The 12,520-nt window shown below is 38.6% G+C and carries 11 protein-coding genes; 6 read left to right on the plus strand and 5 right to left on the minus strand.

The annotated features are described in order from the left end of the window. Window positions 1-12 precede the first annotated feature (12 nt). From ychF to rsgA, 4 genes are all read left to right on the plus strand, one after another. Window positions 13-1,107, plus strand: a complete 1,095-nt coding sequence (gene ychF, locus MRY82_01300) for a redox-regulated ATPase YchF (GenBank protein MCI5071564.1) — start codon at window positions 13-15, stop codon at window positions 1,105-1,107. Window positions 1,108-1,240: 133 nt separating this feature from the next. Continuing rightward, complete coding sequence (locus tag MRY82_01305; protein ID MCI5071565.1) at window positions 1,241-1,915, plus strand: PilZ domain-containing protein; 675 nt, start codon at window positions 1,241-1,243, stop codon at window positions 1,913-1,915. A gap of 5 nt (window positions 1,916-1,920) precedes the next feature. Next, window positions 1,921-2,757: a S1-like domain-containing RNA-binding protein gene (locus tag MRY82_01310; GenBank protein ID MCI5071566.1), complete on the plus strand. Its 837-nt coding sequence runs from the start codon at window positions 1,921-1,923 to the stop codon at window positions 2,755-2,757. A gap of 244 nt (window positions 2,758-3,001) precedes the next feature. Continuing rightward, the gene (gene rsgA, locus MRY82_01315) at window positions 3,002-4,066 is read left to right on the plus strand and encodes a ribosome small subunit-dependent GTPase A (protein MCI5071567.1); all 1,065 of its coding nucleotides are present in this window, start codon (window positions 3,002-3,004) and stop codon (window positions 4,064-4,066) included. Here the strand turns inward: rsgA and MRY82_01320 are convergent. The 3 genes from MRY82_01320 to MRY82_01330 form a co-directional block, all read right to left on the minus strand. Further along, window positions 4,063-5,079 carry a potassium channel protein gene (locus tag MRY82_01320; protein ID MCI5071568.1) on the minus strand — a complete coding sequence of 339 codons (1,017 nt, stop codon included), beginning with the start codon at window positions 5,077-5,079 and terminating at the stop codon, window positions 4,063-4,065. The two genes, rsgA and MRY82_01320, sit on opposite strands and share 4 nt — an antisense overlap. A 133-nt stretch (window positions 5,080-5,212) precedes the next feature. Continuing rightward, on the minus strand, window positions 5,213-7,066 hold the full coding sequence (locus MRY82_01325; GenBank protein ID MCI5071569.1) for an APC family permease: 1,854 nt from the start codon (window positions 7,064-7,066) through the stop codon (window positions 5,213-5,215). Then, window positions 7,050-7,967, minus strand: a complete 918-nt coding sequence (locus MRY82_01330; GenBank protein ID MCI5071570.1) for a DMT family transporter — start codon at window positions 7,965-7,967, stop codon at window positions 7,050-7,052. The genes MRY82_01325 and MRY82_01330 overlap by 17 nt, the downstream gene beginning before the upstream one ends. 165 nt (window positions 7,968-8,132) lie before the next feature. Between MRY82_01330 and glpK the strand changes: the two genes are divergently transcribed. Next, window positions 8,133-9,623, plus strand: coding sequence for a glycerol kinase GlpK (gene glpK, locus MRY82_01335; protein ID MCI5071571.1), 1,491 nt, complete (start codon window positions 8,133-8,135; stop codon window positions 9,621-9,623). A 291-nt stretch (window positions 9,624-9,914) separates the two neighbouring features. On the opposite strand, the gene MRY82_01340 is transcribed toward glpK, so the two are convergent. Continuing rightward, window positions 9,915-10,793: a DMT family transporter gene (locus tag MRY82_01340; GenBank protein ID MCI5071572.1), complete on the minus strand. Its 879-nt coding sequence runs from the start codon at window positions 10,791-10,793 to the stop codon at window positions 9,915-9,917. A gap of 87 nt (window positions 10,794-10,880) precedes the next feature. On the opposite strand from MRY82_01340, the gene MRY82_01345 reads away from it, so the two are divergent. Further along, window positions 10,881-11,480 carry a response regulator gene (locus MRY82_01345; GenBank protein ID MCI5071573.1) on the plus strand — a complete coding sequence of 200 codons (600 nt, stop codon included), beginning with the start codon at window positions 10,881-10,883 and terminating at the stop codon, window positions 11,478-11,480. A gap of 81 nt (window positions 11,481-11,561) precedes the next feature. On the opposite strand, the gene MRY82_01350 is transcribed toward MRY82_01345, so the two are convergent. After that, window positions 11,562-12,443 (minus strand): hypothetical protein, encoded by an 882-nt coding sequence (locus tag MRY82_01350; protein MCI5071574.1) that lies wholly within the window; start codon window positions 12,441-12,443, stop codon window positions 11,562-11,564. Between the last annotated feature and the right edge of the window lie 77 nt (window positions 12,444-12,520).

Below are 12,520 nucleotides of genomic sequence, written 5' to 3' on the forward strand. Positions count from 1 at the left end.
TAGTAGCAGCCTATGTCTTTAAGCTGTGGAATTGTGGGCTTGCCCAATGTTGGAAAATCAACCTTATTTAATGCTTTAACCTCTGCTGGCATTGAAGCATCAAACTATCCTTTTTGCACCATTGAACCCAATGTAGGAACTGTGATTGTTCCCGATGAACGCTTGGACAAACTGTCCGACTTAGTGAAAACCCAAAAAACCATCCCTACAACATTTGAATTTGTTGATATTGCAGGCTTGGTTAAAGGTGCCAGCCAAGGAGAAGGTCTGGGCAATCAGTTTTTGGGACATATCCGGCAAGTGCATGCCATTGCCCATGTGGTGCGCTGCTTTGATGATGATAATATTGTGCACGTTGATGGCAACATCAACCCCGTTTCAGATATTGAAACCATAGAAACCGAATTGTGTTTGGCTGATTTAGAAAGCCTTAGCAAGGCTTTAGAAAAAGTACAAAAACTGGCCAAAAGCCAAGATAAAGACGCCTTGTTTAGAAAAGAGTTATTAAGCAAAGCCATTGCCCATCTTGAAATCGGAAAACCCATTCACAGTTTAGAGCGTGATGATAAAGAAAGTTTGATTTTAAAAGAGTTTCATTTGTTAACCAACAAACCCATGCTGTTTGTCTGCAATGTTCCTGAAACAGATTTAAACACTGGAAATATTTATACCGAAAAAGTGCAAGCCTATGCCCAAGAACGCAAAGCTCAATGTATTTTTATTTGTGCTAAAGTTGAAGAAGAGATGATGGAGTTGGATGAAACCGACAAAAAAGAATTCTTGGAAGCCTTGGGCTTAGAAAAACCGGGTTTGCATAGGATGATTCAAGAAGCTTACAGCCTACTAAATCTTATCACTTACTTTACAGCTGGAGAAAAAGAGTGCCGGGCTTGGACAATTCCTCAAGGAACCAAAGCACCGCAAGCGGCGGGTGTCATTCACACTGATTTTGAAAAAGGCTTTATTCGGGCAGAAATCTACCATTGCAATGATATGTTTGAACTCAAATCAGAAGCCAATCTAAAAGCCAAAGGATTGGTCCGTCTTGAAGGAAAAGACTATGTCATGAAAGATGGTGATGTGTGCCATTTTAGATTTAATGTCTGATTTCGCTTTGCTCTTTTTTTAACAGAGGGTTTCACGACCCTCTTGTCTTCATATCTCTGAAAAATAAAAAGGTACGGCCTTGGTTTTGAGACTTTGCTATTCATCAAACGAAAGTGTATATAAGGCCAAGTAAATGACTATTATTGAAAGAAGAAAATCTGCTCGCATAGAAACCCGTGGCAAAGCTTTAATTCAAACCCCTCAATTAAGCTATGATGTGACTTTGATTGACATATCACAGCATGGTGCCGGCTGCTTGGTCAGTAAACAACTTGCCATTCCTCTTAATCAAGACATAAAATTAACGCTTTTTGATGGCATGGACAAAGCCTTGTTCACCGTTAGTGCGGTTATTTTGCATGCCTTTTCTTTTGATCAAAGTAGTAATAAATTGGGCATTCAGTTTAAAGATATCACTCCTCAACAAAAGCAAGCCCTTACCGATTATGTTTACCAAACCTTATCGCAAGATGGTGGAAAGCGTAGAGAACAACCTCGCATTACCACAAGAATTGCCATGCAAGCTTTGCCAAAAAATAAAGCCTTGGCTATTTTGGAAAATATTTCCATGGGTGGCTTGTCTATTGTGTGTTCACATTATTTAAGCGTCAACGACCCGATTGATATTCAGTTGCCACTAAATCATGAAAATGACTTGCTCAGTTGTAGCGGTAAAGTTATTCATGTCAAAGAGATTGTGGCCGGAGAACAGTATAAAGTGGGTGTTCAATTTGAAAATATTCCTAAACATATCAGTAAGCAAATTGAGCATTGGATGATGACACTTTTGCAAAGCTCTACAGAATAAGCACCATGCTAAAACTTGGCCATATTAATCGCATGCTTGTTGAACAAGTACTTGATAAATCCTGTGTTTTGAAAGAGCCTAAAAGCTCAGAAATACTCACTATCAATCAAACCCAACACAGCCTTGAAGAAAATTCTATGGTTGACGTTTTTGTCTATAAAAACAAAGAGTCTCAAGTGATTGCCAGTTTAGATCTTCCTTATGCATATGTTGATGAATATGGCTTTTTAGAAATGGTGGGGCAAAGTCAAAAAGGTGCTTATTTTGATTTGGGTTTAGATGAAGATCTTTTGGTTCCGCATCATGAACAACATTATCATCTTGAAGTCAATGATATCTATATCATTAGGGTTTGCATTGACCCTGCAACAGGCTTTTTGTATGGCAGTACCGATCAAAAAGCACATTTAAAAAATTTCCCTTATTCTGACATTGAAGAAAAACATTTTGTTAGCCTTGTCCCTGTTGAAAGAACCGAACTGGGCTATAAAGTGATCATCAATCAAAAATATTTGGGGATGATTTACCACAATGAAATTTTTACCGATATTCAGTGTTCAGAAACTTATCAAGGCGTAATCAAAAAAATTCGTGAAGATGGTTTAATTGATGCCGCTTTACAAAAACAAGGGTTTTCAAATGTGCTTCAAGCTAAAACCATTATTCTTAACCACCTCAAGCATAATGAAGGAAAATCTGATCTAACAGATAAAAGTTCCTCTGAGTTGATTCGTGCAAGATTAGGCATGAGTAAAAAGACCTTTAAAAATGCTCTAGGTATGCTCTATAAAGAAAAAAAAGTTAAGCTAAACCCCAACTACACAGAGCTTGTTGTCAAATAAACATCCCTCCTAAGGTATTGCAGACTTTGTATTTATTGTTGAAACTTTATTTTTATTGTGGGATAAAGATATCACTTGTTAACCCTAATCCTAATTAGGAGGTCTTATGATTGCATTACATTCTTGTTTTAAAGTGACCTCTTTTTGGGTTTGCTCTTAAAACAAACACCCTTTTTTCATTTAATTATTTTTTGTTTTTTTCCTCACCTATTTTTTAATAGCTAAGGATGTAAAGGAGTTGCCCTTGAACTTACATGACTTAGGATGGCCGCATCCACCACAAAATAATATTGTACGCATTACGCATCGCCATAAAGGGGTTTATCAAGCCATCAATCATGACGGCACCGTTTTAACTGCATTGCTATCAGGAAACTTTGAATTTTCTGTTCAGCAAAGTTCAAATTACCCCAGTGTTGGTGATTTTTGTGTCTGCAGTCCAATTTTTGAAGGAGAGCAACAAAAACCTACGGTTTTGATTCAAAATTTATGTGAACGTTTGAGTTATCTATCTCGCATTACTTCTGGTCAAAGCAGTGATCAACAAGTTTTGGCGGCAAATATTGATTACGCTTTTATTGTCTGCTCTGTTGTGAAAGACTTTAACATCAATCGTATTCATCGTTATGTTCTTTTGGCTAAGCAAGGAAAAGTGACCCCAATTGTTGTTTTATCTAAAATAGATTTGCTTGATCACATTCAACCTTACTTATCTCAATTAAATGAAAAGCTTCCTTCGGTCTCTGTTATTGCTAGCAGTACTATGGATAATCGTGGCATCAATTCAATTGAATCGTATTTAAAACTTGGAAAAACTGCTGTATTCATTGGCTCTTCTGGTGTGGGAAAATCATCTCTGGTTAACGCACTTTTAAACAAGACTGTGCAAAAGGTTTATGATGTGCGGGAAGATGATCAAAAAGGCAGACACACCACAAGCAGCGGCTCTTTGTTTTTTCTTAAATCCGGTGGGATGATCATTGATACTCCTGGCTTACGAGAAGTTGCTGTGTTTGCTGATGATACCAGCGTTGAAGATACTTTTTCTACAGTTGCAGAATTGATTAAAAAATGTCAGTTCAACAACTGCCAACATGAAACAGAGCCTGGTTGCGCAGTTTTACAAGCACTAGAGCAAGGTCATTTGGATGCAGATACCTATGAAAATTATTTAAAATTAAAGCGTGAAGCAGCCTTTTCAAAAAGAAAAATGGATAAGCAAACAGCCACCGAACATAAAAAACACTGGAAGCGCATCAAACAAAATTACAAGCAACACCAACGCTTAAAAAATAAACAAAAGAATTAACTCATTTTGTGAAAAGCTTTGAGTTGTTCTTTGGTTCCCAAAGCCACCACCAAATCGCCTTCATTCAGTTTAACATCCGGCTTAGGTGACACATGGTATTGACCTTTTTGGTTGCGAATCCCAACAATGTTCACACCGGTTTTTTCTCTGATCTTGGCTTCTCCAATGCTCATCCCTAACAAGGTTGAAGATTTAGATACTTCTAAATCTTCCATCCACATGGAGACTTCTTCATTATGCATCAGTGTATCTAAAAATTCTATGACATTGGGTTGAGTAACCAGTTGCGCCATTCTTCTTCCGCCAATACTATAGGGCGAAATAACGCGATCCGCGCCGGCGGTAAGCAGTTTTTTTTCATTTACTTCAAAGTTAGATCGGGCAACAATGTTTAATTTTTGATTCATGCTTCTGGCAGTTAAGACCAGCATTAAATTGGCTTCATCTGTATTTAAGGTGGCAATCAAGCCTTTGGCGTGACCAATCCCCACTTTCATTAAATTATCTTCTTCATTGGCTGTACCTTGCTCCACCAAAAAGCCCATGGCTTTGGCTTCTTCACAAACCTCAGATTCTTTTTCTAAAACCAATATTTTTTTTCCGGTTTTTTTAAGTTCTTTGCAGACCATTTGACCCACGCGACCAAAACCACAGACCACATAATGATTTCTTAATGATTTAATTTCCATATTTTTGCGCCTTTCTCTTAAAAAACTTTGGATTTGTCCTTTTACTATGTAGTCGGTCAAAATAGTGAAGGTATATGTAAACCCACCCACACCTAATATTATTAAACCGGCGGTAAACATTTTGCCTTCTTGTGAGAGCGGATAAACTTCAGAAAAGCCAACGGTGCTGATGGTAATAATGGTCATGTATATGGCATCCACCAAAGGCCAGGACTCAAGAATCATATAGCCTCCTACCCCAGCCATAATAATACAGCAGTATAAGGCCAAGATAAACAACAGACGTTTACCTGGATATAAAGGAGGGCTTTTCACGCTTTGCATTGTAAAAAGAACAACACAACAATGCAATTTAAAAGACGGATTACTTTGAAATTATTCATCGTAATTAAACCCAGCACATGATCTCAAATAAAAAACAAGGCTCATTGATTTTGTTATCAACCACTGTAGACTATTATATGATCAATCTCACCCCGCCCAGATCTGCTAACCTATGAGGAAAACGCTTGGATGGCGCGCCGATGAACATGTAGTTTTTGGGGATGTGGTATTTTTTAGATAGTTCATCAATCATTTCTGGACCAAATTGACCTTTAATTAAAACAAAATCAATTTGCACTTCTGGATAAATTTCATCCAAAAGATGCAAGTCTTCTTCTAAGTTTTTAGGAATTGTATTTTTATCTTGGTAAACATGAATCACCGTAATGTGCTTGGTAATTTCATTTTTTTGCACGTAAAGCATGGCTTCATTGAGTGTAGCCTTGCTCTCACCTTTGGTAAAAAAGATAATATCATGACTGTTTAAGTCGTCTAAGTTACGCTCAACGTTGTACTTAAGTTTATCATTAAAACTCTGAACTGTTTTTGAAATTTCATTGATGAGCAATAAAATAAATTGCAGAATTTGATGTCTGGCCAACATTAAACCCACCAAAGCCATGGTCGGTAAAAAATAATACAAAAAGTATTTCAAATTTTCTGGCTTCAACATTATATTACCGGCTATCCCGGCAATGGTTGCTATTAGCGCTAGAAAAATCGCCAACCAACTGGCACGATACCGTCTGGGTAGCTGATCGCGTCTTACTTTGAGCAGACCATTACCAATGGCAAACAAACACATCACTCCTAAGAAAGAAATGGTGTACACTCCGGCTAAGACCAACAAATCCCCCCCGGTCATGATTAAAATAGAACTGCTTAAAAATAAAAACGATAAAATAATCCAGTGATGGGTTCCACGTTTATTGGTGGCCAATAAAAACTGCGGTAAACATCGATCCAAAGTCATGCGTCCAATCAAACCTGAAGAACCAACAAAGCTGGTCAACACTGCACCAGAAAGAACGGTAATGGCGTTGATGACCACTATGGTGCTTAAAATATTTCCACCTCCCACCATGGCCACTTCTGCCAATAAACTTTTTTGAGCGTGGACAATACTATCAATGGGTAAAATGGCTAAAGCCGTTAAAGCAATCAGGGGGTTTAAAACCGTAACGGCCACCCACATATTGCGTAAGGTTTTTGGAAATACGCCATCTGCCTGCTCTTCAATAAAATTAGCCGAACTTTCAAAGCCGCTCACGCCCAATAAGCCTGCAGAAAAACCAAAAAATAAGGCTTTGAGCACACCATCTTCATTGGGCAAATGCCAATTGCTTAAAAAGATTTCAGGATGCGTTATTAAGGAGTACGCACCTAAGAAAATCAAAGAAATCAAAGTGACAATATTAAATATAAAAATACCCAAAGCGACTTTGGCTGACTCCGTTATACCAATAATGGTAAGCACTGCAAAAACGCTTAAAATTCCAATTGTTGCTACAACCACGGGCATGCTTGGGATTAAAGAAGACATGTACTCAGCTGCAGTTTTAGCACTAATCACGGCTGTGGCTAAATAAGATAAGATGGTCATGCACGCCGCTATTGAAGCTTTAAATTTTGTGGTGGTATTGAGTAAGCAATTGTAAGCTCCACCATTGAGCGGCAAAGCATCGCCAACCTCTGCGTAAATTGACTTATACAAAAACAGCAAGCCTCCCACCATTAATAAAACTAAGGGGGACAACGCTCCTGCATAAATGGTAGCAATGGCCGCCACGTACAAACAACTGGATGTAATATCATTGCCGCAAATACCGGTGGCTTGCCACTCTCCCAACTTGTGTTCAACCTTTCGTTTCAAGCCTTTTTTAGATAGCTTTTTATGGGACTTGCTACTTTTTGCTCTGGGTTCGGTTTTGATACTAATTTTACGTGTTGTACTTACCATGATCCATCCTTCAATTTGTCTCAACATTCCCTTTAACACTGTTTATGAATTTTGTCGTATTTTGCCGTCTGACATTTAAATGTCGATCAAACATATACTTTAGAATAACCGTTGCTAAAATAATACTCCCCCCAACCAATGTATAATAGCTGGGCGTTTCACCAAAAAACAACAATACCCAAACAGGATTAAGCAGAGGCTCAAACAATTGAAAGAGCATGCCTTGCAATGCCGTCAGTACCTTTAAGGCTTGCGTATAAAAAACATAGGCCAAAGCCACTTGCACAAGACCCAATAAGGCTACATACAACCAGTTGCTCAATTGCATATCCAAATGAATAAAGCTTGGCGAACACAATAAGGCGGTTAAAGCATTCCCCCACAAAACCAACTCTATGCCTGAAAACTGCTTCAGTTTGCGTAAACACATGGTAAGCCAAGCTGAGGTAAAGCCAGCTAATAATCCAACATAAATCCCCATACCCTGAGTTAAATCGATACCGTTATCTTTAAAAAATAAACTTAAACCATAGGCCCCAATGCTAAGAATTATCACATCAGTTGGCCGTACTTTCTCTTTAAGGAAAATGGGACTGAACAGGGTAATGTACAAAGGTGCTGTAAACTGCAAAATCACTGCATTGGCCGCTGTTGTAAGTTTGGTGGCTACAACAAAACTAATGACATTGGCAGCAAAAACCAACATGGTTAAAAGTTTCATCAAAGAAAGCTCAAAGCGTTTAGGCCTAAAAATAAAAAACAAGGCAACACAAGCAATCAAAGCACGCATCCCCGCAATGGTAAAAGCTGGCCAAGCAATGAGTTTAATCCAAAGCCCCCCAAAACTCCAAAACAAAGCACTGATAAAAACAAAGGCAACACCCTGTTGCATGCTTTTGGCTTCTATGGCTTGTAGCGTTTTACGCATGAATACATCATCCTTGAATTCTTTTTACTCTTTCACTTTTATACAAATGAATAGGTTTATTGTATTTCCTAGCGCTTTGATTAGCACAAGCCTTTGTTTTTGACCACTTGCACGACTAAATTTGAAATCTGGCTCTTTATAAAAAAAAACATTACACTGGCCTCTATGGAACAATTCATCTTGTGCCTTGATCAAGGAACCACGGGTAATACCGCTCTTTTACTCGATAAAAATCTTCATACAAAAGCTCAACACAATGTTGAGTTTACCCAACACTATCCTAAAGCTTCATGGGTGGAACATGATTGTCAGAAAATTTGGCAAAGCATGCAAAACGCCATTGAAACTGTTTTGACTCAGTCACACATTGATGCCAAACAAATTGCTGCTATTGGTATCACCAATCAGCGAGAAACCACGGTTTTGTGGGATAAAAAAACGGGTGAGCCTATTGCACCTGCCATTGTCTGGCAATGCAAGCGCAGTCAAGATATTTGCCAAACACTTAAACCGCATGCATCCATGGTTCACCAAAAGACAGGGCTTTTCATAGACCCTTATTTTTCAGCCAGCAAAATTCGTTGGCTGTTAGATCACAATCCACAGGCCAGAACTTTGGCTGAAAATAATGCATTGGCTTTTGGTACCATGGATAGTTTTTTGGTCCATAAACTGACTCAAGGTAAAGTTCATTGTACGGATGTGAGCAATGCCTCGCGTACTTTGCTCATGAACATCCACAGCATGGATTGGGATGATGAACTATTGGATCTTTTTCAAATTCCCCAATCCATCTTGCCAGAGATTTCTGACTCGAGTGACGTTGTTGGTCATACCAAAGGTTTAAAGATTTTGCCCGATGGCATTCCTATTGCTGGCATTGCAGGGGATCAGCAAGCCGCACTGTTTGGTCAAACTTGCTTTAAAGAGGGACAAGCCAAATGCACTTATGGCACCGGTGCCTTTTTATTGCAAAATCTCGGTTGCAAAGCCCCTATTTCTGACCAAGGTTTAATAACAACCGTGGCTTGGCGCATCAATGGAGAAACACATTATGCTTTGGAAGGGTCTGTTTTTATTGCTGGCGCAGCTGTCAGTTGGTTGAGAGATCAACTGGGCATTATTCAACACAGCTCAGAGATTGAAGACTTGGCCAATACCGTTGATGACAGTGATGGCGTGATGTTTATTCCTTGCTTAAGTGGTTTGGGAGCACCGTTTTGGCAACCAAAAGCCAGAGGCGTGATTACCGGATTAACCCGTTCTAGCCATAAAGGCCATCTTGCCTATGCCTGTTTAGAAGGCATTGCCCAACAAGTGTCTGACTTAATTGAAGCCTTTAAAAACACCACCGCCTGTGATTTTGATTATCTCAAGGTTGATGGTGGAGCTTGCCAAAACAACTTGCTGATGCAAATCCAAAGTGACCTTCTAGGTTTTTCCTTGCATAGACCTGCTAACTTAGAAACAACGGCTATAGGTGCCGGGATGTTGGCTGGCTTAGCGGTTAATTTTTATCCCAACCAAGACTATCTCCAGCAAAACTTGCAACAACAAACCTTGTTTAAAAACTCAATCACTGCAGAAAAAAGAGCCCACAAAAGGAAAGCTTGGCAAGATCAGATCAAGCAAATGTGCCAGCCCTGTACTTTTTGATGCCTTGTTTTTAGTAGAAGGGATAACAAGAGAGAAAAATTTCCTACCCACTCAAACCATTGCTTGACTCTACCAAGCAAATCTCGCTGCAAAAAATCTTCTTTCCCTCTTAAGTCATGAGGATCTGAGCTTAAAGCACTATAGCCTGTTTTTATCTATTCCAATCCATTGACAAATAAAACGACAAGCTCAGCTGCCTCCTCACGCATCAACCGTACTCAAGCTCTCTTATTCATAATGCATAAACGTAAACTCATTTTTTTCAATGAACACCTTAAGACAATACAACATTCACTTTATCGACTTTGACTTTGCTTTAACAAGCTCAGGCAATAAACACGCAAGCAAAATCACAGCTCCACCCATAATTTCATTGAATCCCAGTTTCTCTGCAATCAACCAATAGCCAAATAAAGCGGCAAATACTGGCTCAAGAGAAAAGATTAAAGCTGTTCTTTGTGGGGTGGTGTAATGTTGATAATGGGTCTGCAACCAAAATACCCCGACCGTTGCAAAACTTGCACAAAAAATAATGGCCACCCATGCCTGGCCACTCAAACTGCTGGGGACTTCTTTGGCAAAGGGTAGAAAAAAAACGCTTGCCAGTAAAACACCAAAAACTTGATAACAGGCCAAGATGCTTAAATGTTTGGGAAATTTTTTAGCCACCCTTTGTAAACTTAAAACAAATAAAGAATAAAATATGGCACTGATAAACACCATAACATCACCAAACGTCACTGCGCTATGCCTAGGGTTGCATAGAATAAAAATACCCAAGCAGGCCAAAGCTGCACAAAGATAATCCAGCCCCTTGGATTTTGCTACTTTAAATGCTACCGCCAATAAAGGGACCATCACAACATTCAAGCCGGTAATGAATGCGGCTCGTCCTGAAGCAACCGTTTCTAATCCCAAGGTTTGTAGACTGTAACTTAAACTGTTTAATGCTCCCACAGCCAAGCCCCACAACAAGAGCTGCTTATGCCAATAAAATTTTTTTTGCAGCGACAACAAAAGTGTAAATAAAATACTGGCCAAAACAAAACGTAAAAACACAAACCAAGTAGAGTCCAAGTTGACCAAGGCTTGTCTGATTAAAGGAAAGGTTAAGCCCCAAAAAATCGTAACCAGAATCAGGGCCAGATGAGCTTGCGTTATCTTTTTCACTTTGTCTCTATAACACATTTTTGCCAATAAACCTGACGATCCATTTATTTATTGAACTTCTATAAATATGACGCTAACTTTTGTACAATGAAAAAAAATATTTTGTTGGTTGAAGACGATGCCGCCAACAATGCTTTATTGAATCAAATTTTATCCAAAGAATACACTGTTTTTAGTGCTACTCAAGGCTTGGAAGCTTTGGATATCATGAACCAACATAAAATTGATCTGGTTTTAAGTGATATTAAAATGCCTAAAATGGATGGTATGGATTTATTGCGCGCCTTAAAAACCATCAATCCCAGCATAGAAATCATTTTAATGACTGCGCATGGCAGTATTGAGTTGGCCGTGGATGCCATTAAAAAGGGCGCGAGTGACTTTATCAGTAAACCGTTTAGAAAAGCATCTCTTTTGCGCAGTATAGAAAAGTGTTTTGAACGGCAAGCCTTATTGGAAGAGAATCAAAACTTAAAAAAGACCCTTGCAAGCTACAAACATAAACAAGAAAGCCTGGAAAAAGATTACATCAACATTCCCATTGGAACACCACTGAGTAACATTGAACGCACCGTTATTGAACACACGCTTAAAAAAACAGACGGTGATAAAAAACTCACCGCCAAACTTTTAGGCGTCGGCGAACGAACCATTTACAGAAAACTTGAAGATTATGCCAATCAATAAAAATAAACAATCCTTCTTGATTAAAAAAGCCCAAGATGGGGTTTAAAAAGGCATCTTGGGCCCGGAAAGCTCTGCTGTGTTTTATCGACACAAAGGTTCTATCTTAACGTCATAGCCCTGATTTGCTAACATCTCAGCTAAAAGATCAACATGCAATAGGCCCACTTGCACAGACATAACGGAGTCGTCACCCTTATTCTTAAAGATTTGGTTGATGCTATCAAGCCATAGTTGATTTTTAAAGGCAATCACATACTTAAAAAACCAATCTTGATGCTTACCATAAGCATTAAGGTCCTTGGATAATTGTGTATATATGCTTGGGTCATAGTAATCTAAAAAAGACTCTAAGCAATTTTTTTCAAAAAAGTCTTCATATTCAGAAACAACTGTTTCTAAGTTTCCAAACTGATTATTAACATAATCTTCGACTTTCAAAGCAACACGCTCAAAAATTCTCTCATAGCTATTCAAATCAATCTGACCAGTACGTTGATAGCTTTGATATGCCGGCACAAAAAAATTGTACATTTGCTGAGCATCTTTATTTGCTGTTACTTTACCACGATTAATCGTCACCACTGACGTTGCCTTATTGTTCATTTCAGTATATTTTTGCAGATAAGAAAGTTGGGTGGCTGCTCTGCCCATGCTTTGGACAGCCGCCGTTACATTATTGATATTTTTGTTTCTCATAAAGTTTAAATATTCCGCAATAATACTGACTTCGAAAATCCAGGGACTTTGTTCAATGACAACTTGATTTGGAAAAACGGACTTTATCCTACCTTCTCGAGCAACAAGTGCATTGCTTTGCTTTGACTCACCAAGTATTTTTTTAAATTGCAAATCACATCTATTAGATCCGTGTGTCTCGGGATAAAGTATAATGTTTTTTGCTTCAACACTGAGCAACGAAAAAAATAGTATTAAAAAAAAAGATTGTACCTGTGTTCTTATCATTGTTTCCCCCTGATAATAAGTTAAGTATAGATGACCGGTTAAGCTAAGCTCAATGTTTAATATTGAGCTGGCAAATA

The organism is bacterium (assembly GCA_022763185.1).
In the GTDB taxonomy this organism is placed as follows: Bacteria; Bdellovibrionota_G; JALEGL01; order JALEGL01; family JALEGL01; genus JALEGL01.

Excerpts from the sequence above, each read along its gene's own strand:
- ychF (MCI5071564.1), top strand. The coding sequence starts at position 13 with ATGTCTTTAAGCTGTGGAATTGTGGGCTTGCCCAATGTTGGAAAATCA.
- MRY82_01305 (MCI5071565.1), top strand. The coding sequence starts at position 1,241 with ATGACTATTATTGAAAGAAGAAAATCTGCTCGCATAGAAACCCGTGGC.
- MRY82_01310 (MCI5071566.1), top strand. The coding sequence starts at position 1,921 with ATGCTAAAACTTGGCCATATTAATCGCATGCTTGTTGAACAAGTACTT.
- MRY82_01320 (MCI5071568.1), bottom strand. The coding sequence starts at position 5,079 with ATGCAAAGCGTGAAAAGCCCTCCTTTATATCCAGGTAAACGTCTGTTG.
- MRY82_01325 (MCI5071569.1), bottom strand. The coding sequence starts at position 7,066 with ATGTTGAGACAAATTGAAGGATGGATCATGGTAAGTACAACACGTAAA.
- MRY82_01330 (MCI5071570.1), bottom strand. The coding sequence starts at position 7,967 with ATGCGTAAAACGCTACAAGCCATAGAAGCCAAAAGCATGCAACAGGGT.
- glpK (MCI5071571.1), top strand. The coding sequence starts at position 8,133 with ATGGAACAATTCATCTTGTGCCTTGATCAAGGAACCACGGGTAATACC.
- MRY82_01345 (MCI5071573.1), top strand. The coding sequence starts at position 10,881 with ATGAAAAAAAATATTTTGTTGGTTGAAGACGATGCCGCCAACAATGCT.
- MRY82_01350 (MCI5071574.1), bottom strand. The coding sequence starts at position 12,443 with ATGATAAGAACACAGGTACAATCTTTTTTTTTAATACTATTTTTTTCG.